25 protein-coding genes are annotated in these 25152 nt (G+C 68.5%); 10 read left to right on the plus strand and 15 right to left on the minus strand.

Translation table 11 applies throughout. The features are described from left to right. Positions 1–277: 277 nt before the first annotated feature. Positions 278–1039, plus strand: a complete 762-nt coding sequence (locus HWX00_RS28880) for a helix-turn-helix domain-containing protein (protein WP_049034916.1) — start codon at positions 278–280, stop codon at positions 1037–1039. A 34-nt stretch (positions 1040–1073) separates the two neighbouring features. On the opposite strand, the gene HWX00_RS28885 is transcribed toward HWX00_RS28880, so the two are convergent. The 4 genes from HWX00_RS28885 to HWX00_RS28900 form a co-directional block, all read right to left on the minus strand. Beyond that, complete coding sequence (locus HWX00_RS28885; RefSeq protein WP_034190303.1) at positions 1074–2315, minus strand: multifunctional CCA addition/repair protein; 1242 nt, start codon at positions 2313–2315, stop codon at positions 1074–1076. Then, positions 2312–2959 (minus strand): glutathione S-transferase family protein, encoded by a 648-nt coding sequence (locus tag HWX00_RS28890; protein ID WP_175029340.1) that lies wholly within the window; start codon positions 2957–2959, stop codon positions 2312–2314. Before HWX00_RS28890 ends, HWX00_RS28885 begins: the two co-directional genes overlap by 4 nt. 67 nt (positions 2960–3026) lie before the next feature. Next, a complete protein-coding gene (locus HWX00_RS28895; RefSeq protein WP_034190301.1) occupies positions 3027–3986 on the minus strand; it encodes a complex I NDUFA9 subunit family protein in 960 nt (319 codons plus the stop codon). Between the two features lie 57 nt (positions 3987–4043). Beyond that, positions 4044–5996 (minus strand): lytic transglycosylase domain-containing protein, encoded by a 1953-nt coding sequence (locus HWX00_RS28900; RefSeq protein WP_124670511.1) that lies wholly within the window; start codon positions 5994–5996, stop codon positions 4044–4046. 8 nt (positions 5997–6004) lie between these two features. Between HWX00_RS28900 and HWX00_RS28905 the strand changes: the two genes are divergently transcribed. Next, complete coding sequence (locus tag HWX00_RS28905; protein ID WP_051701040.1) at positions 6005–6613, plus strand: 5-formyltetrahydrofolate cyclo-ligase; 609 nt, start codon at positions 6005–6007, stop codon at positions 6611–6613. A 74-nt stretch (positions 6614–6687) separates the two neighbouring features. Here the strand turns inward: HWX00_RS28905 and HWX00_RS28910 are convergent, their stop codons facing one another. Then, positions 6688–7200 carry a winged helix DNA-binding protein gene (locus HWX00_RS28910; RefSeq protein WP_034190299.1) on the minus strand — a complete coding sequence of 171 codons (513 nt, stop codon included), beginning with the start codon at positions 7198–7200 and terminating at the stop codon, positions 6688–6690. Between the two features lie 148 nt (positions 7201–7348). Here HWX00_RS28910 and pxpB point away from each other — a divergent pair, with 148 nt between their 5' ends. From pxpB to pxpA, 3 genes are read left to right on the plus strand one after another with little or no spacing between them, the layout of a single operon-like run. Continuing rightward, positions 7349–8005 carry a 5-oxoprolinase subunit PxpB gene (pxpB, locus tag HWX00_RS28915; RefSeq protein WP_059561538.1) on the plus strand — a complete coding sequence of 219 codons (657 nt, stop codon included), beginning with the start codon at positions 7349–7351 and terminating at the stop codon, positions 8003–8005. Beyond that, entirely contained in the window at positions 8002–9069 is a 1068-nt protein-coding gene (locus HWX00_RS28920) for a 5-oxoprolinase subunit C family protein (protein ID WP_069707089.1), read from the plus strand. The genes pxpB and HWX00_RS28920 overlap by 4 nt, the downstream gene beginning before the upstream one ends. Positions 9070–9125: 56 nt before the next feature. Further along, a complete protein-coding gene (gene pxpA, locus HWX00_RS28925; RefSeq protein ID WP_034190296.1) occupies positions 9126–9890 on the plus strand; it encodes a 5-oxoprolinase subunit PxpA in 765 nt (254 codons plus the stop codon). A 545-nt stretch (positions 9891–10435) separates the two neighbouring features. On the opposite strand, the gene HWX00_RS28930 is transcribed toward pxpA, so the two are convergent. The 6 genes from HWX00_RS28930 to HWX00_RS28955 all read right to left on the minus strand — a co-directional run bounded on the left by HWX00_RS28930 (position 10436) and on the right by HWX00_RS28955 (position 17253). Beyond that, positions 10436–11581: a TraB/GumN family protein gene (locus HWX00_RS28930; protein WP_175029090.1), complete on the minus strand. Its 1146-nt coding sequence runs from the start codon at positions 11579–11581 to the stop codon at positions 10436–10438. Then, a complete protein-coding gene (locus HWX00_RS28935; protein WP_034190294.1) occupies positions 11574–12587 on the minus strand; it encodes a peptide ABC transporter ATP-binding protein in 1014 nt (337 codons plus the stop codon). The genes HWX00_RS28930 and HWX00_RS28935 overlap by 8 nt, the downstream gene beginning before the upstream one ends. Beyond that, positions 12584–13579 (minus strand): ABC transporter ATP-binding protein, encoded by a 996-nt coding sequence (locus tag HWX00_RS28940; protein WP_175029089.1) that lies wholly within the window; start codon positions 13577–13579, stop codon positions 12584–12586. Before HWX00_RS28940 ends, HWX00_RS28935 begins: the two co-directional genes overlap by 4 nt. A gap of 2 nt (positions 13580–13581) precedes the next feature. Then, positions 13582–14499, minus strand: a complete 918-nt coding sequence (locus HWX00_RS28945; protein ID WP_034190292.1) for an ABC transporter permease subunit — start codon at positions 14497–14499, stop codon at positions 13582–13584. 4 nt (positions 14500–14503) lie between these two features. Beyond that, positions 14504–15514 (minus strand): ABC transporter permease subunit, encoded by a 1011-nt coding sequence (locus HWX00_RS28950; RefSeq protein WP_034190291.1) that lies wholly within the window; start codon positions 15512–15514, stop codon positions 14504–14506. A gap of 110 nt (positions 15515–15624) precedes the next feature. Continuing rightward, entirely contained in the window at positions 15625–17253 is a 1629-nt protein-coding gene (locus HWX00_RS28955; protein ID WP_034190290.1) for an ABC transporter substrate-binding protein, read from the minus strand. Positions 17254–17326: 73 nt separating this feature from the next. Here HWX00_RS28955 and HWX00_RS28960 point away from each other — a divergent pair, with 73 nt between their 5' ends. Further along, positions 17327–17662, plus strand: coding sequence for a hypothetical protein (locus HWX00_RS28960; protein ID WP_175029088.1), 336 nt, complete (start codon positions 17327–17329; stop codon positions 17660–17662). Here HWX00_RS28960 and HWX00_RS28965 read toward each other — a convergent pair. From HWX00_RS28965 to HWX00_RS28980, 4 genes are all read right to left on the minus strand, one after another. After that, entirely contained in the window at positions 17578–18885 is a 1308-nt protein-coding gene (locus HWX00_RS28965; protein ID WP_034190289.1) for an MFS transporter, read from the minus strand. The two genes, HWX00_RS28960 and HWX00_RS28965, sit on opposite strands and share 85 nt — an antisense overlap. 191 nt (positions 18886–19076) lie before the next feature. After that, on the minus strand, positions 19077–19388 hold the full coding sequence (locus HWX00_RS28970) for a high-potential iron-sulfur protein (RefSeq protein WP_021163765.1): 312 nt from the start codon (positions 19386–19388) through the stop codon (positions 19077–19079). Positions 19389–19525: 137 nt separating this feature from the next. Next, positions 19526–20635: an NAD(P)/FAD-dependent oxidoreductase gene (locus tag HWX00_RS28975; protein WP_034190288.1), complete on the minus strand. Its 1110-nt coding sequence runs from the start codon at positions 20633–20635 to the stop codon at positions 19526–19528. A 159-nt stretch (positions 20636–20794) separates the two neighbouring features. Then, the gene (locus HWX00_RS28980; RefSeq protein ID WP_034190287.1) at positions 20795–21775 is read right to left on the minus strand and encodes an AAA family ATPase; all 981 of its coding nucleotides are present in this window, start codon (positions 21773–21775) and stop codon (positions 20795–20797) included. Between the two features lie 229 nt (positions 21776–22004). Between HWX00_RS28980 and HWX00_RS28985 the strand changes: the two genes are divergently transcribed. From HWX00_RS28985 to HWX00_RS29000, 4 genes are all read left to right on the plus strand, one after another. After that, positions 22005–22724, plus strand: a complete 720-nt coding sequence (locus HWX00_RS28985; protein WP_034190342.1) for a nitroreductase — start codon at positions 22005–22007, stop codon at positions 22722–22724. A 146-nt stretch (positions 22725–22870) separates the two neighbouring features. Further along, positions 22871–23359, plus strand: coding sequence for a hypothetical protein (locus HWX00_RS28990; protein WP_059561530.1), 489 nt, complete (start codon positions 22871–22873; stop codon positions 23357–23359). A 5-nt stretch (positions 23360–23364) separates the two neighbouring features. Beyond that, positions 23365–24180 (plus strand): endonuclease/exonuclease/phosphatase family protein, encoded by an 816-nt coding sequence (locus tag HWX00_RS28995; RefSeq protein ID WP_034190285.1) that lies wholly within the window; start codon positions 23365–23367, stop codon positions 24178–24180. A gap of 97 nt (positions 24181–24277) precedes the next feature. Then, on the plus strand, positions 24278–24925 hold the full coding sequence (locus HWX00_RS29000; protein WP_175029087.1) for a LysE family translocator: 648 nt from the start codon (positions 24278–24280) through the stop codon (positions 24923–24925). The last annotated feature ends 227 nt before the right edge of the window (positions 24926–25152 follow it).

Below are 25152 nucleotides of genomic sequence, written 5' to 3' on the forward strand. Positions count from 1 at the left end.
CCCTCGGGGAATTTTTGTCTCACTTAACTTTGTTTGATGCGCGACAGAATCTAGAGCACGCTGAAATTGAGGTCAAGCTAAAATTTTCGTAGGACTAAAATCGGCACGACGGCTGCGGATCCCGGCACAGCGCCAGATCGCCCGGCGACACCGCGCGGTACAATGCGCCGGCATCGCCGTCCCGGCGGCCGTGCTTCGTGCGATGCGCGGAAAGCAAGTCCCGGCGACTGCACCGCCTCTCCGCTCGCCTGCCGACTCGTTGCCACGAAAGAGATTCATGGATTCAGACATCATGCGTATCGGCCTGCGCATTCGCCGCCTGCGCCGGGAAGCGAAGAAGACGCTGCTGGAAGTCGCGACCGAGGCGAAGCTGTCGGTCGGGTTCCTGTCGCAGGTCGAGCGGCATCTCACCGGCATCTCGCTGTCTTCGCTCGTCAACGTCGCCAAGGCGCTCGACGTCCCGCTCGGCGCGCTGATCGACCAGCCGCGCCAGGCGCAGCCCGATTCGCACGAAGGCAGCCGCCAGCCGTACGCGCTCGACGCCACGTCGCAGTGGTACGAGCGGCTCTCCACCACCTTCGACGGCAGCCAGGTCAACGCGCTCAAGGTGCGGATGATGGAAGGCTACCGCTCGGAATGGGTGTCGCACGGCGGCGACGAGTTCGTGTACGTGCTGGCCGGCCGCATCTGCTACACGATCGGCAAGAAGGTTTACCCGCTGGCGCCCGGCGATTCGCTGCACTTCGATGCGCGCAAGCGGCATCGGGTCGCGAACGTCGGCGACGGGCCGGCCGAGCTGATCGCGGTCGGCACGCTCCCGCTGTTCGACGACCGGTGTGCCGAACTGGTGTCGGCGACGATGGACATCAGGCAGCCGGCGGCGGGTAAGCCGCGCGTGACCCGACGCGGCGATCGCGGCGCCGATGCGGCACGGCCGGCCAAGGCCGGTACGGCAGACCCGCAGGCTTCGGCGAAGCCGCGCGCGGCCCCCGGCAAACGCGCGGCGGCCGCCACCCCGGCGCGCAAGAAGAAGTCGTAGCGGCCGCGGGCGCGCGCCGCCCGGTTCGCCGCCCTTATTCGCCGATCTCGAGCGCTTGCGCGACGGCCTGGATCCGCGCGCGATGCACGGCATCCTTGATCTTCTCCGCGTCGTTGCCGATGCCGCGCGCGATCGCGCCGGCATCGACGCTGCGCGCCGCCGCGAGCGCGACACGCAACCGCTCGGCCTGCGGATACGGCTGCGTCTCGAGCCCGAGCCGCCCGCGCGCATCCGATTCGCACGCCTGCAGCATCTCGGCGAAACGCGCGGGCTTGCGCAGCGCATCGCTGCGCTCGAACAGCCGCACCAGCGCGGCCGCGCCCATCTCCATCACGCGATGCAGGTTGCCGTGCTCGCGCGCGACCACCAGCGCGAGATCGCGGCACTCGTTCGGCACGCGCAGCCGCTCGCACAACGGCTTGAGCAGGTCGACGCTGCGGCCTTCGTGGCCGACGTGGCGCGGCAGCACGTCGGCGGGCGTCGTCGCCTTGCCGAGATCGTGCGTGAGCGCCGCGAAGCGCACCGGCAGCGAATAGCGCTGCTTCGCCGCATAGTCGACCACCATCATCACGTGCACGCCGGTATCGACTTCCGGGTGGTAGTCGGCCCGCTGCGGCACGCCCCACAGCGCGTCGACCTCGGGCAGGATGCGCACGAGCGCGCCGCACTCGCGCAGCACCGCGAACATCCGCGACGGCTTCGCCTCCATCAGCCCGCGCGCGATTTCCTGCCATACGCGTTCGGGCACGAGCGCGTCGACCTCCCCCGCGTCGACCATCCGGCGCATCAGCGCGAGCGTTTCGTCCGCCACCGTGAAATCCGCGAACCGTGCGGCAAAGCGCGCAATGCGCAGGATCCGCACCGGATCCTCGACGAATGCGTCGCTCACGTGCCGGAACACGCGCGCCCGCAGGTCGGCCTGCCCGTCGAACGGATCGATCACGGGCCCGACCAGCCCGCCTTCCGGGCTCACCTCGCGCGCCATCGCGTTGATCGTCAGGTCGCGCCGCGCGAGATCCTCGTCGAGCGTCACGTCCGGCGCGTAGTGGAACTGGAAGCCGTGATAGCCGGCCGCCGTCTTGCGCTCGGTGCGCGCCAGCGCGTACTCCTCCTGCGTCTGCGGATGCAGGAACACCGGGAAATCCTTGCCGACCGGCCGGAACCCCTGCGCGGCCATCTGCTCGGGCGTCGCGCCCACCACCACGTAGTCGCGGTCCTGCACGGGCACGCCGAGCAATTCGTCGCGGATCGCTCCGCCTACTGCGTAGATATTCATGGCGTCGGCTCGTATTCGGTGATCACGGTCGTTTCGCGGCGCGCGGCGTCGATCCAGCGCTGCACGGCCGGCAGCGCCGTCACGCGCGCCGCGTAGCCGGCCGCTTCCGGCGACAGGCCCGGCGCATACGTGTTGAAGCGCATCACCACCGGCGCGTACATCGCATCGGCGATCCCGAATTCGCCGAACAGGAACGGCCCGCCCGACGCCTCGAGGCACGCGCTCCACAGCGCATCGATGCGCGCGACGTCGGCGAGCGCATCCGGCGTCGCGCCGCGCCCCGGCATCGACGCGCGCACGTTCATGCCCATCTGCGTGCGCAGCGCCGCGAAGCCCGCGTGCATCTCGGCCGACACGCAGCGCGCATGCGCCCGCTCGAGCGGGTCGGCCGGCCACATCGGCAACTGCGGATAGCGCTCGGCGAGCGTCTCGGCGATCGCGAGCGAATCCCAGATCGCGACGCCGTGATCGTCGACGAGGCACGGCACCTTGCCGGACGGCGAATACTCGAGGATGCGCGCGGCGGTGTCGTCGCGGCGCAACTCGACCGCGATCTCGTCGAACGGGATGCCGAAATGCGTAAGCAGCACCCACGGGCGCATCGACCACGACGAGTAGTTCTTGTCACCAATGACGAGTTTCATGACGGTTTTCCGGACAACGCAAAAAGGAAACGGAAAGGGGCTGAACGTCCGCGCCCCGCGCAGCGCGCTAGCGGCGCGAGCGGAACCAGTCGAAGCGCGAGCGCTTCGTCGCTTCGCCGAGATACGCGGGCGCGATGCTTTCGAGACTCGCGGGCGAGATCCCGAGTTCCGGCGCGAGCGGGCCGGACAGCACGTTCGGCACCGACATCGACGCGAGGTTGTCGCGTGTGATCACGGGCTCGCCGGGCAGGCATTCGAACACGCGCGCCTGCAGCCGCGCGAGCGCGTCGGGCAGCCGCACGATGCGTGCCTGCCGGCCGACCAGCGTGCCGCAATAGCGCACCAGCTGCTCGAGCGTATAGACGGTCGGCCCGCCGAGTTCGTAGGTCTTGCCGTGCGCGGCCGCGAGATCGAGGGTGTTGACGAACGCGCGCACGACGTCGCCGACGAACACCGGCTGGAAGCGCGCATCGGGCATCGCGAGCGGCAGCACGGGCACCGTGCGCTGCAGGTTCGCGAACGTGTTGAGGAACGCGTCGCCGGGGCCGAACACGACCGACGGGCGGAAGATCGTCAGCGCGAGCGAATCGGTCGCCGCGACCGCATGCAGCGCGGCTTCGCCGTCGCCCTTCGAGCGCTGGTACATGCTCGGGCCGCGCGAATCGGCGCCGAGCGCGCTCATGTGCAGCAGGCGCCGCACGCCGACCTCGGTGCAGGCGCTCGCGAGCGCGGCCGGCAGCGCGACGTGCGCGCGCTCGAAACCGGGCCCGTACGGCGTGCCGCGGCCGCCATGCAGCACGCCGACCAGGTTGATCGCCGCGTGCGCGCCGGCGACGAAGCGCGCGAGCGTGCGCGTGTCGAGGGCGTCGAGCTCGACGATCTCGACCGGCAGCATCTGGAGGTGGCGCGCGTGGTCGCGCCGGCGCGTGCCTATCCGTACCTGCTTGCCGGCGTCGATCAGCGCATTGACGAGCCGGCTGCCGATGAAGCCGGTGCCGCCCAGCAGCGCGACGGTCTGGCGATCCATGTTCGGAACCTCAAAAGAGCACTGCCGCGTCTCGCGCGGCAGTGTGAAGATTGCGTATCAGGGCGAGATCATGCCTAGACGTTTCTTCAACGACTGCGGTTTGCCCTCGAAGAGCGCCGCGTAGTAGACGGTATTCGACAGCACGTTCTTCACGTAGTCGCGCGTCTCGTTGAACGGAATCGTCTCCGCGAAGATCGCGCCTTCGACCGGCTGCGTCAACACCTGGCGCCACTGGCGCGGCCGGCCCGGGCCCGCGTTGTAGCCGGCGGTGGCGAGCACCGGCGAGCTGTCGAAGTTGTTGTAGATGTCCGCCAGATACCAGGTGCCGAGCTGGATATTGGTATCGATGTCGTGCATCTGCGCACGCGTGATCGTGCCCATGCCGAGCTTCTTCGCGACCATCTGGGCCGTCGCGGGCATCAGCTGCATCAGGCCGCCCGCGCCCACCGACGAACGCGCGCTGATGATGAAGCGCGATTCCTGGCGGATCAGCCCGTACGCCCATTCGACGTCGAGGCCCGTCGATTGCGCATAGCGCTCGACGATGTTGCGGTACGGCGACGGGTAGCGCAGCGTGAAGTCGTGCTCGGCCTTCGTGCGGTCGGCCGTGTTGACCGTGCGGTCGAGCAGCTCGACGCGCTTGCCGTATTCGGCGGCCGCGAGCAGCTGGCGATCGGTCATCCCGCGCAGCGGCCAGTTCCATTCGCGATTGCCTTCGAGGCGCAGGTTCAGCGCGTAGAAGCGCTGCGCGAGCGCGAAGCCCGGAATCTTGCCCATCGCGTCGATCTCGGCGTCGCTCACCTTGGTGCGCGGCGGGATCGACGTGCGCTGGCCGAGCTCTTCGCCGGCGAGCTGCCCGTAGAAGTTGAACTGCCCGGCGACCTGCTCGAATTCCTGGTTCGCCTGCAGCGTGTCGCCGCTCTGCTTGAGCGCGCGCGCATGCCAGTAGATCCACGCCGGATCGTTGCGCAGCGACGGCGGCATCTGCTCGATCGACCAGCGCACCATCGGCCAGTTGCCGGCGAGCAGCGCGGCGCGCGTGCGCCATTCGTAGCCCGGATTCGACAGCGGCGCGTTCGTGGATTTCGCGTACCAGACCGACGCGAGCGGCGAACGCTTGATCGCGCCCTGGTAGCCGATCGCGCCCCACGCGATCGCCTGTTCCTGCTTGGTCAGCGACGGCGCGACCGTCGTCAGCATCCCCGCGGCGGCGTCCGGATCGTTGCGCGCCATGCGGCCGAGTGCGATCAGCGCGAGCTGGTGCGACGTCGCGTCGGCGCCGACGCCGCGCGCGAGGTACAGCGGCGGCGCGCTTGTCGCCTGGTCGAAACCGACCGGGCGCGGGCCGAGCGCGTCGACGATCTTGCCGCCGAGCGTCGTGTAGTTCTGCTCGTAGGCGAGGCGCGCCTGCTGCCACACGTCGTCGCTCGTGAACTGCTGGTTGACGGTGAGCGCGGTGATCAGGTCGACGCACGCGTCGCCGTAGTTCTTCGGCTCGACGAGCAGCGCCCGCGCCGCGTCGGCGACGTTCTCGCCGCGCGCCGCGCGCGATTCGAGCGCGTAGCACTTGACCTGCGTGTCGTCGTCGAGCACGAAGCGCTTGTACTGGTCGTCGAAGTTGCGCCAGTCGTGGCGCGCGCCGAGCACGAGCAGGTAATCGTTGCGCAGGCGGTCGGCGATCGCCTGGCCGTCGTAGCGCTGCAGGAACGACTGCACGGGCGCGTCCGGCGCATCGACGCGCGCGCGTCCCGTCGAATCGAACAGCTGCGGCTTGATCTGGAAATACTCGACGTAGGACGGGACCGGATAGTTCGGGATCATCGACGCGAGCTGCGCGGCTTTCGCGGCGTCGTTGCGGCGTGCGGCTTCGCGAAGCTGTACGAAGATCTGGTCATCCCCGGCGACCGTGTCGTCGTTCGGTGCGGCGCACGCGGCCGTACCGGCGACGAGCGCGGCGGCCGAAAGCGTCAGCGCGACCGCGCGATATACTCGGAAAAGGCTGTTCGACATCGATTTGAATGGAGCACGAAGTGAGCGAAAGCATAGCACGCAACCCTGTGCCGAACCCGAAGGTTGCGCTGCGCAAAACGCTGTCCGGCGCGCGTCGCGACGCCGCGTCGCAGCCCGCCGCGAACGCCGCGCTCGACGCCCGCCTGCGTTTGCTGCTCGACCGTCTGGCGCCGCGCACGGTCGGCTTCTACTGGCCGCTGCCCGGGGAATTCGATGCGCGCGACGCGGTGCTCGCCTGGTGCGCGGCGGGCGCCGGCCGGCGCGCCGCGTTGCCGGTGATCGGCGCGCGTCATGCGCCGCTCGCGTTCCATGCATGGGATGCGCACACGCCGATGCGCGAAGGTCATCACCGGATTCCGGAACCGGCGTCGGGAATCGTCGTCGTGCCCGACCTGTTGCTGATTCCCTGTGTGGGATTCGATCCGGAGCGCTACCGGCTCGGCTACGGCGGCGGCTACTACGACCGCACGCTCGCCGCGTGGCCGGGCGACGCGCCGCCCGTGACGGTCGGCATCGCCTATGAAGCGTGCCGCGTCGACGCGCTGCCGGCCGAAGCGCACGATCTCGCGCTGCGCTGGATCGTGACCGACGGCGCGCTCTACCCGGCCGCCGGATGACGCGGCGCGCGGCGCCGCGATCGTCGACGCCGGCCCGTCAGCGCAACGCCGCGCGCAACCGCTCGGGCAATCGTTTACAGCGACGCCGCCGCGCGCGCGGCCGTGTCGTAGAGGCCCGACGCGTGGCGCAACAACTGCGCCGCGTCGCCGATCTGCTCGTTGGTGAGCCCGCTGTCCTTCAGCGTCTCGATCAGGCAGTGCTCGCGCACCTCGCGGTATTTCAGGCACAGCTCGCGGCCCGCGTCGGTCGCGAAGAAAAAGGCTTCCTTGCCGCTCTTCTCGCTCTTCACATAGCCGCGCGCGATCAGTTTTTTCAGCGCATAGGTCGCGACGTGCGTATCCTCGATATTGAGCACGAAGCAGATGTCGGCGAGCTTCTTCTTGCGTTCGCGATGGCTGACGTGATGCAGCAGCGACACCTCGACCGCCGTCATGTCCTTCGCGCCGGCCGCCGACATGCAGCGCACCATCCAGCGGTTGAATGCGTTGCCGGCCATGATGAGCCCGTATTCGAGCTCCGACAGCTCCGCGCTCGAATCGGAAACGAGGTGTTCGGATGACACGATCTTGGTCGGATGACGCTTCATGGAAAGGCGGCGCAAGCAGGATGTCAGGGTGTGCCGAGTGTACGCCAGAAGCCGCTGTATACGGGCTAGGCGAAAACGCTTATTGGTAACTTATCGATATCTTATTGACAATGTGCGCTAACATTGCCGTCCGAACCGTGCCAGCCCGATGACGCAACCCCGCATTTATCCGCTCGGCGATGCCGCCCTCGTCTGCGAGGTGCCGCCGCCCGCCACGCTCGATTGCCAGCGCCGCGTCTGGGCCGTTGCCGAGGCCGCGCGCGCGTGGCCCGACGTGATCGACGTCGTGCCCGGCATGAACAACCTGACCATCGTGTTCGACGCGCTCGCCGCGACGGCCGAATCGCTCACGCCCGCGCTGCGCGACGCGTGGGAGACGGCCGACGTCGAGCACGCGGACGGCCGCGAGGTCGAGATCCCGGTCGAGTACGGCGGGGCCGCCGGCCCTGACCTGGCGGCCGTCGCCGCGCACACGGGCCTGCCGGCCGACGAGGTCGTCGCCCGCCACGCGGCCGGCGAATACGTCGTGTTCTTCGTCGGCTTCCAGCCGGGCTTCGCGTATCTCGGCGGCCTCGACGCATCGCTGCACACGCCGCGCCGCGCGGCGCCGCGCCTCGAGGTGCCGGCCGGCTCGGTCGGCATCGGCGGCGCGCAGACGGGCATCTACCCGGCCACGTCGCCCGGCGGCTGGCAGCTGATCGGCCGCACGTCGCAGGTGCTGTTCGATCCGGCGCGGCCGCAGCCGACGCTGCTGCTGCCCGGCGATCGCGTGCGCTTCACCATTGCGGGAGTCGACGCGTCATGACCCAGAGCAACGCACCGGGCACCATCGAGGTGTTGCGCGCCGGCCCGCTGTCGACCGTGCAGGATCTCGGGCGCCGCGGCGCACGCCACCTCGGCGTCGCGCAGGGCGGCGCGCTCGACGGCCTCGCGCTCGAGGTCGGCAACCGGCTCGTCGGCAACCGCCCCGATGCGGCGGCCGTCGAGATCACGATCGGCCCCGCCGCGTTCCGCTTCCCGCGCGCGACGCGCATCGCGATCACCGGCACCGAATTCGGCGCGACGCTCGACGGCCGGCGCGTGTATTCGTGGTGGAGCCTGCCGGTCGAGGCCGGCCAGACGCTCGTGCTGCCGGCCGCGAAACGCGGGATGCGCGGCTATCTGTGCATCGCGGGCGGCATCGACGTGCTGCCGATGCTCGGCTCGCGCAGCACCGATCTCGCGTCGCGCTTCGGCGGCCTCGGCGGCCGCACGCTGCGCGACGGCGACCGGCTCCCGGTCGGCGTGCCGCCGGCCGGCGCGGGCTGCCTCGCGGCCGATGCGCCCGAATTCGGCGTGAAGGCGCCCGCGTGGTGCGCCTTCGTGCGCGTCGACGAGCCGCCGCGCCGCCACCGCCCCGCGCATGCGCCGTGGGCGATGCCCGTGCGCGTGCTGCCGGGCCCCGACTACGCCTCGTTCGCGGCCGATTCGCAGCAGGCGTTCTGGGACGAGGAATGGCTCGTCACCGCGAACAGCAACCGGATGGGCTATCGCCTCGCGGGCGCCGAGCTCGTGCGCGAGCAGCCGGTCGAGCTGCTGTCGCACGCGGTGCTGCCCGGTACGATCCAGGTGCCGCCGAACGGCCAGCCGATCGTGCTGATGCACGACGCGCAGACCACCGGCGGCTACCCGAAGATCGGCACGGTGATCCGCGCCGATCTGTGGAAACTCGCACAGGCGCGGCTCAACCTGCCGATCCGCTTCGTGCGCACGACCCCCGACGCCGCGCGCGCCGCCCTCGCCGCGGAACGTGCCTATCTGCGGCAGATCGACGTGGCGATCGACATGCGAGAAGAAGCGCGCCGCCGCGCCCAATCGCGCGCAGCGTGACCCTGGCGGAAGCAGTAACGAAAGACGCGCCACGCCATCAGTGGACGAGGAACATCATGGAAATCGATCTGAATGCCGATCTCGGCGAAGGATGCGGATCCGACGAGGCGCTGCTCGACCTCGTCACGTCGGCGAACATCGCATGCGGCTGGCATGCGGGCGGCGCGAACGCGATGCGCGACTGCGTGCGCTGGGCCGTGCAGAAAGGCGTGTCGATCGGCGCGCACCCGAGCTTTCACGATCCGGAGAATTTCGGCCGCAAGGAAATGCAGCTGCCGGCCGGCGACATCTACGCGGGCGTGCTGTACCAGCTCGGCGCGCTGTCGGCGATCGCGCAGGCCGAAGGCGGGCGCATCGCGCACGTGAAACCGCACGGCGCGCTGTACAACCAGGCCGCGCGCGACCCGATGATCGCCGATGCGGTGGTGTCCGCGATCCACGACTTCGATCCGTCGCTCGCGGTGTTCGGGCTCGCGAACAGCGTGTTCGTCGCGGCCGCGCGGCATGCGGGGCTCGCCGCGGTGGAAGAAGTGTTCGCCGACCGCGGCTACCGCGCGGACGGCTCGCTCGTGCCGCGCAGCCAGCCCGGCGCGTTGATCGACGATGAGGACGCGGTGCTCGCGCGCACGCTCGACATGGTGCGCAACCGGCAGGTGCGTGCCTTGAGCGGCGAATGGGTGCCGCTCAACGCGCAGACCGTCTGCCTGCACGGCGACGGGCCGCATGCGCTGGCGTTCGCGAAACGGATTCGCGCGGCGCTGGAGGCCGCCGGCGTCGACGTGGTGGCCCCCGGCGCGCTGCAGGCCGACGAAGGCGCGTAACGCGCATCGTCATCTCGGCCGCCCAAAAGAAAAAAGCGCCCTCGTGGCGCTTTTCCGTTGGCGCAATCGCTGCGGCTTCGCCGTCTGTCGATTCGCCCCCCGAAACCGTCTTTCGACGGGACCGGAAAAATATTCCGGATTAAAAAACGTCCGCCGCCGCCCGATCACTGCCTTCCCCGGTCAGACGACGGAGCGTCGCTTATCCGCAAGTCGGCCTGCATGTATTGTTGTTGTCCGACGATGATTGGCCCCGCCGTACATGCAGACACTTCCGCGGCCGACACGTGTGCACCACGTGCCGGCAACGCGCTCACCCCGCGCTTTGTTTTCTGCTACCCCGTAGAACTTTTTCTATTCTTTTCAATTTTTCAACTTGTGGATCGAAGAATAGATATTGGCGGAACGGGATGTCAATCGTTTGAAACGCTATTTTCCGACGAATCGAGGGTTTTCCTTATCGAATCGCGTGTACAAACAAGCGTTTGACGTGGCCCGAACGACGTCGATCAAACAGGGGAGGATCGGTTCGGGCGCGACGGCGGCGATCAGTTCGCGTCGACCCTGTAACCTTGTTGACGCAACAATTCGAGCACGCCGCGCGGGCCGCCCAGATGCAGCGCGCCGATCGCGACGAACAGCGGCCGGTTCGGCGCGGCGATTGCAGTCATCCGTGCAACGAAGCGCCGGTTGCGCTCGTACACGATCTTGTTGTCGATCGACGCCGACAGCACCTTCGAACGCGCGAGCCGCTCGCTCTTCGCGACGGCCCACGCGGAGAGCGCGTCGGCGTCTCCAATTCGCCACAGCCGGTGCAGCGCCTTGATGTCGTCGGCGTTCTGCGCGGGTGTCTGCACCATGTCCTGCGCGAGCATCTCGCGCTGCTCGGCCAGCGTCAGCCCGGTGAACGCGCGCATCTGTTCGGCGAGCGTCTCGAGCCCGATCACGCGGCCGCCCTTCTTCTTCAGGAACACGTTCTGCAGCTGGGCCTCGGTGCCGTATTCGGTCTGCAGGCCGGCCGACAGCGAATCGTAGGTCTCGACGACGAGCGCCGCGAGCCACGGCCGCATCTTGCGGATCTCGGCGAGCGCGGCCGGGTTGCCGCGCAGGCGTGCCGCGAGCCGCTGCCACAACGGCTCGGGCAGCAGGCGTTGCAGGCACGGGTAGCGGCACACGCCGTACTTCGACACGTCGTCCTGCGATTCGAGCAGATCGTCGGGCGACAGTTCGAGCGCAAGCGTCGGCGACGCGGCGAGCGCCGCCAGGATGCGCGGCCGGAACGGCTGCGCGCTCGGGTAATCGGACGGGTCGCCGGTATGCAGCGTGCCGAGCACGTACAGCGTGACGTTACCCTTGGTCGCGACGTAGAACGGCATGCGCGCGGGCTGCACGCGCACGGTGCCGCGCGACACCGTGCCGTCCGATACGGACGGCGCGTGGAAGCCCGGCAGGCTCATGCCGGGCGGCGGGACTTGCGACGGATGGATCGGTGACGTGGCCGGCGCGCGCCCTTCGGCGCGCGCGGATTCGACGGGAACCACGAGGCTGGCCGCCACGCACGCGCCGGCCAGCGCCGCGCCCGTGACGGTACGCACGCTCCAGCGCCGCGCGTCGCGGTACGCGCGCATCACGCGCGCCCCGCTTGCCCCCGCACGGCGCACGCCGGACACGCGCGCCGCCAACGCTTCAGGCATTCGCCTCCCCTACCTCCTCGGCGCGATGGCAGGCCACCTGCCGGCCGTCGACCTCGCGCAGCTTCGGCTCCTCCGCGCGGCACCGCTCGACCGCATACGGGCAGCGCTGGTGGAACGCGCAGCCCGACGGCGGATTGAGCGGCGACGGCAGTTCGCCCTGCAGCTTGATCTGCACGCGGCGGTCTTCCTCGAAGATCGCCGGCGTCGCCGACATCAGCGCCCGCGTGTACGGGTGGCGCGGCCGCGCGTAGATCGTCGCCTTGTCGCCGAGCTCGGCGACGCTGCCGAAGTACATCACCATCACGTCGTCCGCGACGTGCTCGACCACCGACAGGTTGTGCGAGATGAACACGTAGCTCGTCTTGAACTGCTCCTGCAGGTCCATGAACAGGTTCAGGATCTGCGCCTGGATCGACACGTCGAGCGCGGACACCGGCTCGTCGGCGACGACGATGCGCGGATCGAGGATCATCGCGCGCGCGATCGCGACACGCTGGCGCTGGCCGCCCGAGAACATGTGCGGATAGCGCTTCGCGTGTTCGGGCCGCAGGCCGACCGTGCGCATGATCTGCGCGATGCGTGCGGCACGCTCGGCAGCCGTCAGGTTCGCGTTGATCTCGAGCGGCTCGGACAGCGTCTGCTCGACGGTCTTGCGCGGATTCAGCGATGCGAACGGGTTCTGGAACACCATCTGCACGCGGCGGCGCAGCTCGGCGATCGTGTCGCGGCTCGCGCCGGCGACATTCTTGCCGTCGATCGTCAGGCTGCCCGACGTGGGCGTCTCGATCATCGTGAGCTGGCGCGCGAGCGTCGACTTCCCGCAGCCCGACTCGCCGACGACGGCGAGCGTCTTGCCGCGTTTCAGCGAGAACGACACGCCGTTCAGCGCCTTCACCGTGCCCTGCCCGAACATCCCGCGCTTCACCGAATAGTGCTTCGCGAGGCCGTCGGCCACCAGGACGTCCTCGTCGGGCGACGCGTGGCGCGTATCTTGGACTGCATTCATCGTGCGCCTCCCGTCAGGTCGAGGTTGGAAACATTGAGCGGCTTGATGCAGCGCGCGCGCATCGCATCGTTGCCCGGCACCAGCGTGTCGAGCGCCGGCCGCGCCTTGCGGCAATCGTCGACGACGTACTTGCAGCGCGGCGCGAACAGGCACCCGGACGGGCGATCATCGCGGCCCGGCACCATGCCCGGCAATGCGGCAAGGCGACGCGCCCCCTGATTGTGCTCGGGAATCGCGGCGAGCAGCGCTTCGGTGTACGGATGATGCGGCGCACGGAAGATGTCGGGCACGCTGTTGGTCTCGATGATCTCGCCCGCGTACATCACCGCGACGCGCTGCGCGACCTCCGACACCACGGCCAGGTCGTGCGAGATCAGCACGAGCGCCATCCCGCGCTCCTTCTGCAGCTTCACGAGCAGATCCATGATCTGCGCCTGGATCGTCACGTCGAGCGCGGTGGTCGGCTCGTCGGCGATCAGGAGCTTCGGGTTGCATGCGACGGCCATCGCGATCATCACGCGCTGGTTCATCCCGCCCGACATCTGGTGCGGGAACGACGCGATGCGGTTCTTCGCGTCGGGAATGCCGACCTGGTCGAGCAGTTCGAGCGCGCGCCGGTTCAGCGCGTCGCCGCGCAGCCCTTCGTGCAGCTTCAGCACCTCCTTGATCTGGTAGCCGACCGTGTAGCTCGGGTTCAGGCTCGTCAGCGCGTCCTGGAACACCATCGCGATGTCCTTGCCGACGATCTTGCGGCGCGCCTTCGGCGACGCCTTCAGCAGGTCGACGCCGTTGAACGTGACCTCGTCGGCCGTCACCTTGCCCGGCGCGTCGATCAGGCCCATCAGCGCCATCATCGTCACGCTCTTGCCCGAGCCCGATTCGCCGACGACGCCCACCACCTCGCCCGGCGCGATCGACAGGTTGATCCGGTCGACGGCAGGCAGGCCGTTGAAATTCACCGCGAGATTGCGGATGGTCAGAAGAGTGCTCATGGTCATGCCATCCGTTTCAGTTTGGGATCGAGCGCGTCGCGCAGCCCGTCGCCGAGCAGGTTGATCGCGAGCACCGAAATCAGGATCGACAGGCCCGGCATCGTCACGATCCACCACGCGTTGTCGATGTAGTCGCGCGCGGAGGCCAGCATCGCGCCCCACTCGGCGGTCGGCGGCTGCACGCCGAGGCCGAGGAAGCCGAGCGCGGCCGCGTCGAGGATCGCCGACGAGAAGCCGAGCGTCGCCTGCACGATCAGCGGCGCCGTGCAGTTGGGCAGCACCTGCGAGAACATCAGGCGCAGCGTGCCGGCACCGGCCACGCGCGACGCCGTCACGTATTCCTTCTGCAGCTCGCCGAGCGCCGATGCGCGCGTGAGGCGCACGTAGGCCGGCAGCGCGACGATCGCGATCGCGAACATCGTGTTGGTGAGGCCCGGGCCGATGATCGCGACGACCGCGACCGCGAGCAGCAGCGACGGCAGCGCGAGCAGCACGTCCATGATGCGCATCACGGGCGTGTCGGCCCACTTCTGGAAGAACGCGGCGACGAGCCCGAGCACGATGCCCGGGATCAGTGCGAGCACGACCGACACGAAGCCGATCCAGAACGACATCCGCGCGCCGAACATCAGCCGCGAAAGGATGTCGCGGCCCGCTTCGTCGGTGCCGAGGATGAATTGCCAGTTGCCGCCGGCGAGCCACGCGGGCGGGATCTTCACGTAGTCGCGGTATTGTTCGACCGGGCTGTGCGGCGCGATCAGCGGCGCGAGCAGCGCGACGAGGATCAGCACGATCACGACGATGCCGGCGCCGACGGCGCCGCGGTTGCGCGAGAAGTTGGCCCAGAACTCGCGCAGCGCGAGCGCACGGCCGCCGGCCGGCGCGGATTCGGTCGGCAGGGTATTTTGCAGATTGCTCATGGAATTACCTCGTGTGGCGGATGCGCGGATTCAGCACGCCGTACAGCAGGTCGACGACCAGGTTCACGACGATCACGAGCGTCGCGATCAACAGGATGCCGCCCTGGACGACCGGATAGTCGCGGCGGCCGATCGCATCGATCAGCCACTTGCCGACACCGGGCCACGAAAAGAGCGTCTCGGTCAGCACCGCGCCCGCGAGCAGCGTGCCGATCTGCAGGCCGATCACGGTGACGACCGGGATCAGCGCGTTGCGCAGCGCATGCACGACGACCACGCGCACGGGCGACAGCCCCTTCGCGCGTGCGGTGCGGATGTAATCCTCGCGCAGCACTTCGAGCATCGACGAGCGCGTCATCCGCGCGATCACCGCGAGCGGGATCGTGCCGAGCACGATCGCGGGCAGGATCAGGTGGCTGACCGCCGACTTGAACGAGCCTTCGTCCGGCGCGAGCAGCGCGTCGATCAGCATGAAGCCCGTCGGATGCGGGAAATCGTATTCGACGGCGATGCGCCCCGACACGGGCGTCCAGCCGAGGTACGACGAAAAGACCATGATGAGGATCAGCCCCCACCAGAAGATCGGCATCGAGTAACCGGTGAGCGCGGTCCCCATCACGCCGTGGTCGATCACCGAGCCGCGCCGCAGCGCGGCGATCACGCCGGCCGGCAGCCCGACCGCGAGCGCGAACACGAGCGCGCACAGCGACAGCTCGACGGTCGCCGGGAAGCGCGCGAAGAATTCGCCCGCGACGCTCGTGTTGGTGATGATCGAGGTGCCGAGGTCGCCATGCAGCGCCCGGCCGATGTAGTGGATGTACTGCATGGGCAGCGGCTGGTCGAGCCCGAGGCGTTTCATCGCCTCCGCATGCATCGCGGGATCGACGCCACGCTCGCCCATCATCACTTCGATGGGGTCGCCCGGTATCAGGTGAATCAGCGCAAACGCCAGGATGGTAATGCCGATGAAGGTCGGGATCACCATGCCCACGCGGCGCAACACGAATCTGAACATGATGCGTCTCGTATTTTCTTGTGGGAAATGTGCGACCGGCGACGGGAAGCTTTTGGCCTCCCGCCGCCGGATGAGTTAGCCGGTCTTCGCGACAGCTTACGACAGGCGCGTTACTTCACGCTAACACCGTCGAAGCGGGCATAGCCGAGCGGTTCGATACGCATGTCGACCACGTTCTTGCGCACCGGCTGGTAGACCGTCGAGTTCGCGATCGGCGAGAACGGCAGCTGTTGCGCGAAGATCTGCTGGGCCTGCGTGTAGAGCTTCGTCCGGGCGTCCTGGCCCGTCGTCGTGCGGCCCTTCTGGACCAGCTCGTCGAACGGCTTGTAGCACCAGTGCGAGAAGTTGTTGCCCTTGATCGCCTCGCAGCCGAGCAGCGTGCCGAGCCAGTTGTCCGGATCGCCGTTGTCGCCCGTCCAGCCGATCAGCATCGTATCCTGCTCGCCCGTGTGCGCGCGCTTGATGTACTCGCCCCACTCGTACGTGACGATCTTCGCCTTCACGCCGATCTTCGCCCAGTCGGCCTGGATCATCTCGGCCATCAGGCGGGCGTTCGGGTTGTACGCGCGCTGCACGGGCATCGCCCACAGCGTGATCTCGAAACCGTTCGGGAAGCCTGCCTTCGCGAGCAGCGCCTTCGCCTTCGCGGTGTCGTAGGCGGCCATCTTCAGGTTCTTGTCGTACGACCATTGGGTCGGCGGCATCGGCGCGGTCGCGGCCTGGCCGGCGCCCTGGTAGACGGACTCGAGGATCGCCTTCTTGTTGATCGCCATGTCGAGCGCCTGACGCACTTCGAGCTTGTCGACCGGCTTGTGCTCGACGTTGTACGCGAGGTAGCCGAGGTTGAAGCCCGCCTGCGACGGCATGTCGACGTTCGCGTCGGCCTTCAGCGTCGCAATGTCGGCCGGACGCGGATAGCTCATCACCTGGCATTCGTTGCGCTTGATCTTCTGCACTCGCACGCCCGGATCCGGCGTGATCGAGAAGATCAGCTTCGACAGCTTCACTTCGCCCTTCTTCCAGTAATCAGGATTGCCGTCGAAACGGATCGTCGCGTCCTTCGTGTAGCTGCGGAAGATGAACGGGCCCGTGCCGATCGGCTTCTGGTTGATGTCGGCGGCCTTGCCGGCCTTCATCAGCTGGTCGCCGTATTCGGCCGACAGGATCGATGCGAATTCCATCGCCATGTTCTGGATGAACGGCGCATTCGGCTCGGCCAGCGTGAACTTCACGGTGTACGGATCGACCTTCTCGACCTTCGTGATCAGCTTGTCGAGGCCCATGTCGGTGAAGTACGGGAACGACACCGGGTACGCCTTGCGGAACGCCTGGTTCGGATCGAGCATGCGCTCGAACGTGAACAGCACGTCGTCCGCGTTGAATTCGCGCGTCGGCTTGAAGAAGTCGGTCGTGTGGAACTTCACGCCGTGGCGCAGATGGAACGTATACACCTTGCCGTCGGACGACACGTCCCACTTCTCGGCAAGGCCCGGCTCGACCTTCGTGCCGCCGCGCTCGAATTCGACGAGACGGTTGTAGACGGTGAACGTGGCGGCGGTGAAATCGACGCCGGTCGTGAATTGCGCGGAATCGAAACCCGCCGGGCTGCCTTCTGAGCAGTAGACGAGCGTTTTGTTCGGGATCTGTGCGAATGCAGAGCCCGCGACGCCGAGCGATGCCGCTGCCACGCCTGCAATGGCTGTAACACGCAGGGTGTGCAACAGACGGTTGTATTCCATGTTTCCTCCAGGTCTCCAGATCGGAACCGTTCCCGCCAGGGTCCGGCGTACGCGGATATTACTTGAGCTAGCGATGCTGCAACAAGCTGGAGAAAAAACTCTTCTCGACGCCCTTGCGCGGGTTTTTGCCGATGTTTCGCCCCCGCGGGAAATGCGAGAACGCGCGCGAACGGCAGATCCGTTCATCCGGCGCAAGTTTCGTTCGACAACTAAACAATTCGGGCGCGAACGCGTGGGGGCGGCGGCTGTTTTCATCGTTTTGCCACCCGTCCATCATTGCGTTTTGCGAAACGATCCGATGACCGTCCTCGATCCGTCATGCGATCACGCCGGCGCATCGAGGTCGGCGCTGCGCGCGGGCACGAACGCGACCGCGACGATCGACAGCGCGATGCCGGCCATCACGTAGTAGGTCGGCGCGAGCGGCGTGCCCGTGACCTTGATCAGCCACGTGACGATGAACTGCCCGAAGCCGCCGAACAGCATCACCGCGACGTTGTATGCGATCGACAGCCCGGTCGAGCGCACGTTGGCCGGGAACAGCTCGGCGATCATCGCGCCGAACGGCCCGTAGTAGCCCGCGAGCGTCACCGACAGCACGGCCTGCACCGCGATCAGCCGCCCGATGCTCGGCGCCGCGTCGAGCCACGCGAACAGCGGATACATCAGCGCGAGCGTCAGCACCAGCGACCACAGCGACAGCCCCTTGCGGCCGATGCGGTCGGACCATGCGCCCGCGACCGGCGACAACACCATCAGCAGCAGGTTGCCGACGATGACCGCGTAGAACGATTCCGCGTACGGCAGCTTCAGCTGTTTCACCGCGAAGGTCGGCAGATAGCTGATCAGCACGTAGATCGTCACCGTCAGCGCGATCACCGAGCCGAGCCCGCACAGCACCTCGCGCGGGTGGCGCGTGAACACTTCGCCGAGCGTCGCGCGGCGCGCGCTCTGCTGCGCATGCAGGAACGCCTCGGAATCGGCGAGATGGCGGCGGATGTAGAAGCCGATCGGGCCGATCAGGAGCCCGAGGACGAACGGCACGCGCCAGCCCCAGCTGCGCAGCGCGTCGTGCGACAGCCCGCGCGTGACGGCCGCGCCGACGAGCGCGCCGATCAGCAGCGCGGCCGCCTGGCTCGCCATCTGCCAGCTGCCGTAGAAGCCGCGTTTCGAGAACGGCGCGGCTTCGATCAGCAGCGCCGTCGCGCTGCCGAATTCGCCGCCCGCGGAAAAGCCCTGCAGCAGCCGGCCGAGCACGATCAGGATCGGGCCGCCGATGCCGATCGCCGCATAGGGCGGCGCGATCGCGAGCAGGAAGATGCCGGCGGTCATCAGCAGGATCACGAGCGACAGCGCGGCCTTGCGGCCCGCGCGATCCGCGTACAGCCCGAACACGATGCCGCCGATCGGGCGCATGAAGAACGCGACGCCGAACGTCGCGGTGGTGAGGAGCAGCGACGAGTATTCGCTGGAGGTCGGGAAGAACAGCTCGGCGATCACGACGGTCATGAAGCCGAACACCGTGAAGTCGTACCACTCGAGCGCGTTGCCGATCACGGCGGCGGCCACCGCGCGGCGGTTCAGCGCACGCTCGGGCCGCACCGTTTTGGTTGAATTCGCAATCGTCGCCATGCGTGTGTCGTCCTCGTGAATTCACCGTATCGGGCGGCGCGTCGCGCGGGTGGGCCGCGGCGCGCAGGTTTGCAGCGAGTGTAGAAAGCGACGGAACCGTTTTCAAGCAATAAAAAACGCCCGCCATCGTTCGACGGCGGGCGTTGTGCGGTTTTCGCCACAATGCGGCATCGCACGATGCCGCACGGGCCTCAACCCATCTTCGAGAAGGCGCTGCACCAGCCCTTCGCCGACACCTGCTTGCCGGGGAAGGCGCCGCACGGGCCCGAAGCCGAGCCCTTCTTGCCCTGGTACAGCATGCAGGCCGCGCAATCCTGGCCCGCGGCGTATTTCGGGTACTTCGTCTTGTCGACCTTGGTGGCATCGGCCTTGTAGCCGAGCGCCACGGCGGTCGGATCCGTCTCCGACAGCATCGGCGCATCGGCCAGCGCTTCGCGCGACAGCGCCAGCGCGGACACGGCACCAATGCTCGTAATCAGGAAACTCCGACGGGATGTTTTCATGGGGGACTCGCTCCAACGTTATCGATTTGAAAGCTGTTCTGGCGACAGCCGTTCGACAGAATAACGCTCAAGCGAATAAATGTGCGCGCCGAAATTCCGGAGATAAGGGATTTCGCACTGCCGTCACGCGCGCCGCGTCAACGGCGGGCGGTCATCTCTCCCACACGCTGCGCGAGCGCGAGCGACGCGGTGAGCCCCGGCGACTCGATGCCGAACAGGTTCACGAGCCCGCGCACGCCATGCTGCGCGGCGCCCTGCACGATGAAATCGGCCGGCGGCTCGCCGGGCCCCGCGAGCTTCGGCCGGATGCCCGCGTACGCCGGCTGCAGCGCGCCGTCGGGCAGGCCCGGCCAGAACGCGCGAATCGACGCGTAGAACGCGCCCGCGCGCGCCGGATCGACTTCGTAGCGCAGCGAATCGCACCACTCGACGTCCGGGCCGAAGCGCGCCTGCCCGCCGAGATCGAGCGTCAGGTGCACGCCGAGCCCCGCGCGATCGGGCATCGGGTAGATCAGGTGCGAGAACGGCGCGCGGCCCGACAGGCTGAAGTAATTGCCGCGCGCGAGATAGAGCGGCGGCACCCAGCGCGGGTCGAGCCCGTGCGTGCGGCGCGCGAGCGCCTGCGCGCCGAGCCCCGCGCTGTTGATCACGCATGCGGCCTCGATCTCGGTCGGCGCGTCGCCGCCCGTGCGCACGACGAAGCGCCCGCCGCGCAGCACGTCGATCGATTCGACCGGGGATTTCAACGCGCACATCGCGCCGTCGCGCTGCGCGTCGCCGAGCAGCGCGAGCATCAGCTGGTGGCTGTCGACGATGCCCGTCGACGGCGAGAACAGCGCCTCCACGCATTCGAGCGCGGGCTCGAGCGTCTGCGCCTCGGCACGCGTGAGCGGCAGCAGGTCGAGCACGCCGTTTTCGACCGCGCGCGCGGCGATCGCCTTCAGCTGCTTCACCTGCGCGGCGCTCGTCGCGACGAGCAGCTTGCCCGCACGCCGGTGCGGCACGTGATGCGTTTCGCAGAATTCGTACAGCATGTCGCGGCCATGCACGCACGACGTCGCCTTCAGCGACCCGCGCGCGTAATAGAGCCCCGCGTGGATCACTTCGCTGTTGCGCGAACTCGTGCCCGTGCCGATCGCGTCGGCCGCCTCGAGTACGATCGTTTCACGCCCGCGCGCGGCCAGTTCCCGCGCGATCGCCAGACCGACGACGCCCGCGCCGATCACGACACAATCCATCTGCTCCATGACATTTCGCGCCGCTAACGCGTCGAAGGGGGAGAAGAGAATTGTACGTCCCGGTTCATTCGCTTGCCGAACCCGGTTGCATCGCGTCGCGACGGGGCCGCCGGCGGAGCGGCGGCGCGTGCAGCGCGCCCACCCCGCGGCCGTGCACGCGCCAGCGCGTCAGAAGCCGATCGGCCGGCGCTTCTGGGCGCCTTCGTCCGCGCGGATGTCGTGCGGCCCGATCGCGTCGCGGCCGTCGAGCCGTGCGGCGCCGAAGGCGTGCAGCAGCGCGCGGCGCATCGTGCGCGGCGGCGTCGCGGCCAGCACGTCGAGCGCGTCGTCGCCGAGCGTGTCGGGGAAGCGCTGCCCCCACGCATGCGACGTGCGGATCTCGTCGTAGATCGTCTGCGCGATCCGGCGCGCGCCGGCCGCATCGGGCGGCGCGATCTCGTAGACGTTCATCCGGTTGAGCAGCGGCTCCGGAATCGCCTGCGCGTCGTTCGCGGTCGCGATCCAGATCACATTGCCCGCATTGATCGGCACTTCCGCGAATTCGTCGACGAACGCGCGCGCCGTGTCGTGCTCGAGCAACGCGTACAGCGCGCCGAGCGGATCGTATTGCGCATCGCTGCCGGCCTTGTCGATCTCGTCGACCGCGATCACCGGGTTCGCGTAGCTGCCGTTCACGAGCGCCTCGAACACCTTGCCGGGCTTCGCGTTCTTCCATTGCGACGACGCGCCCGACAGGATCCAGCCGGCCGTCAGCGAACTCATCGGCACGTAGTGGTACGCGGTGCCGAGCAGGTGCGCGAGCGCCTTCGCGAAATGCGTCTTGCCGATCCCGGGCGGCCCGAGCAGCAGGATCGGCATCAGTTCGAGCCGGTCGTCCGTTTCGAGGCACAGCGCGACCTGCTTGCGCACGTCGTCGAGCGGCTCGCCGAAATTCGGCAATGCTTCGCCGAGCTCATCGAACGACGGCATCCGGTTCGGCTTCACGCAGAAGCGCAGATTCCCCGTCTTGAGCATCCGCTCGTAAGTGGCGCGCAGTGCGTCGCTCGCGCTCTCGTTCAGGTCGCTCAGCGCCGTCTCGACCTGCTCGAGGTCGTACACCGTGCTGAAGGAGGCCACCGCCAGTTCATGTTTCACCATCGCCGTCGTCATACCAACCTCGCTGCACTTGCCATCACATGATCATCAGACCCTTACGATTTCAGTGTAGCGATCCCGCATCACCGCGCAAGCAAGCAGCCGGGCGAGTCTGCTGCTAACACCTCGCGCGCGCTGCACGGCCGCGCGCCGCGGCGTATGATCGTCGGTTCCCCCACCCGCCGCGCCGGCGTTGCCGACGGCGCCCGCGCGGCGCGTCGCCCGATGGCCCGAAGGTATGCCGATGTCCGTCCCCACTGCTTCCCCGCGCGTTCATGCCGATGCGATCGACGCCGTCGACGCGGCGCTCACGTCGCGCCGCGCGATCCGCGCCTTCCTGCCGACGCCCGTGCCGCGCGACACGCTCGAGGCGATCCTCGAAGCCGCGAGCCGCGCGCCGTCGGGCACCAACATCCAGCCGTGGCGCGTGTACGTCGCGACGGGCGCCACGCGCGATGCGCTCGCCGCCGCGCTGACCGCGGCGCACGACGATCCCGCGCGCGACGAGAAATACGTCGCCGAATACGACTACTACCCGCGCGAATGGGTGTCGCCGTATGTCGACCGGCGCCGCAAGGTCGGCTGGGACCTGTACGGGCTGTTGAACATCGGCCGCGACGAGAAGGCGCGCATGCACGCGCAGCATGCGCGCAACTTCCGTTTCTTCGATGCGCCGGTCGCGCTGTTCTTCACGCTCGACCGCGTGATGACGCACGGCGCGTGGCTCGATTGCGGGATGTTCCTGCAGGGCGTGATGACGGCCGCGCGCGCACGCGGGCTCGACACCTGCCCGCAGGCCGCGTTCGTGCCGTTTCACCGGATCATCGCCGAGCACCTCGGCATTCCCGCCAACGAACAGTTCGTCTGCGGGATGTCGCTCGGCCACGCGGACCCCGACGCGATCGAGAACCGCCTCGTCACCGAGCGCGCGCCCGTCGCCGAGTTCGCGCGCTTCTTCGCTTGAAAACGCGTGCGGCGGCCCTACCTTTCCGGCAGGACCGCATCGTGCGGCGAACCTGTCGCCGCCTGTCCTGTCACATCACGATCGAAATCGATCGGGCGTAAGATGTGCGTCCGTTCCCCGTTATCGCGCGTTTCCGGAGACGTTTCATGCTGAAACACGGCCTGGCCGTCCTGCTTGCGAGCGTCGCGCTCGCCGCCCATGCGCAAAGCCCCGCGCCGGCCTCCGTCGCGTGGGAGATCCAGGTGGTGCGCGACGGTCAGACGATCGACACGTTCCAGCAGCGCACCACCGTCGGTCAGAGCCGCACGGATACCCATCGTTATCCGTCCGCCGTGCCGGTCGGCTGCGGCAATGCCGCGCGCGTCGTGCCGGCCGAGCGCACGCGTTCGGTCACCGTCGCGCCGCTCGCCGTCGATGCCGGTGCGAACACGGTGTCGCTCGCGCTCGACGTGCAGGAAACACTCGACGACGAAAACGCGACGCGCAGCGATCCGTGCATACCGGCGTCGCCGCGGCAGATCGTCGCGAGCCATCCCGGCCTGTCGGTCGGCGGCGATGCGTGGACCGACTGGACGCTCGTCGAGCAGCATCCGCACCTCGTGTACCGCGTGCGTGCGCACGTCGCGAAGGACTGAGCGTCATGTCCGCCGACGCCCTGTCCCTGCCGTTCGCCGAACCGCACGCCGCGCCCGACGAAATCACCGCGGTCAGCTGGAACCTGCACAAGGGCCGCTCGCCGCTCGGCTTCACCGCGTGGAACGCGATGCGCAACTGGATGCAGTCGACGCACGCCGACGTGTATTTCCTGCAGGAAGCGATGGCGCGCCGCATGCCGCGCCCCGTGCTCGCGCCCGGCTTCGGTGCGCAGATGGACGACGCGGTCGACGACGTGTGGCATTGCCAGGCCACCGAGATCGCGCATGCGCTCGACTGGCAGATCGCGCTCGGGCCGAACGTCTTCAAGCCATCGTGGCGGCACGGCAACGCGATCCTGTCGCCGCACCCGCTCGACCTCGGCGGCCGCTGGGACATCTCCGCGCACCGCTTCGAGCGGCGCGGGCTGCTCGTCGCGCGCGCGACGCTCGCGGGCGCGCGCCCGGTCACGCTGCTGTGCGCGCACCTCGCGCTCACGCGCGCCGCGCGGCTGCGCCAGATGCACTGGATCGCGCACTGGATCGTGCGCAACGCGGGCGACGGCCCGCTGATGCTCGCCGGCGACTTCAACGACTGGCGCAACGACTCGGTCGCGCTGTTCGGCGAGATCGGGATGTCCGAGGTCGCGACGCTGCTCGGCGAATCGGGCCGCACGTTCCCCGCGTTCTCGCCGGCGCTCGCGCTCGACAAGATGTTCGTGCGCGGCCTGACGCCGCTCGAATGGCGCGCGCCGTCCGGCGAGGCCGCGTGGCTGTCCGACCACCTGCCGTACATCGCGCGCCTGCGGCTCGATCCGCAATAGCGGCCCGCTCGCGCGCCGCCGAAGCGCGGCCGCGCCGCGCGCGCTACAGTAACGGCTTGCCCATTCCGCCCTCGCCCCGCCGCCGGGCCGCGCCGCCATGACCTACCTGCCGATCCTGCTGCAGATCGCCGTCGTCTACCTCGTCGCGGCGATCACGCCCGGCCCGAATTTCTTCATGATTTCGCAACTGTCGCTCGCCGGCCGGCGCAGCCTGGGCGCCGCGTCGGCGCTCGGCGTCGGCACCGCGTCGGTCGCGTGGGCGACGCTCGCGATGCTCGGTCTCGCGGCCGTGCTGCACCAGGTCGAATGGCTGTACGAGGCGATCCGGATCGGCGGCGCCGTGTATCTCGTGTATTTCGGCTTGAAACTGCTGCGCGCGGGCGTGCGCCGCGACGCGGCGCCGGTCGACGCGCCGGACGCCGCCGCGCCGCAGGCCGCGCCGCAGGCGCGCGACTACCTGCGCGCGTACCGCAGCGGCCTGTTCACGTGCCTGACGAACCCGAAGTCGTGCGCGTTCTGGACCAGCGTGTTCGCGGCGATGCTGCCCGCGCACGTGCCGCTGTGGTTCGACGGCGCGGTGCTGGTGACGATCGGCGTGCTGTCGGCCGGCTGGTATTCGTGCGTCGCGTACCTGTTCGCGAGCCCGCGCGCGCAGCGCGGCTACCGGCGCGTGCGGCGCCCGCTCGACGCGCTGTGCGGCGTCGCGCTCGTCGGCCTCGGCGCGAAACTCGCGGCCGATCGCTGAAAGCTCGTTGCAAGCATTTGTTGCGCCAAATCCGCGCAGCCGCGGGGGTCAAGCCCGCGATCGGCGTCAACAGGGTAAAATAACGAGTTCCTCAAACGTCTGTCATCGAGAAGGCGCGTGTCCGACGCGCCGGCCGGCCGATCCAGGATCGGGCCGTCGCACTCGGTTTTTTTGCCCGTTTTTGGGCCCGTTACACGCGTTCGCCACGCGCGTCCGTTTTCAAAGCC

Source organism: Burkholderia seminalis DSM 23518 (genome assembly GCF_902832885.1).
GTDB classification, from domain to species: domain Bacteria; phylum Pseudomonadota; class Gammaproteobacteria; order Burkholderiales; family Burkholderiaceae; genus Burkholderia; species Burkholderia seminalis.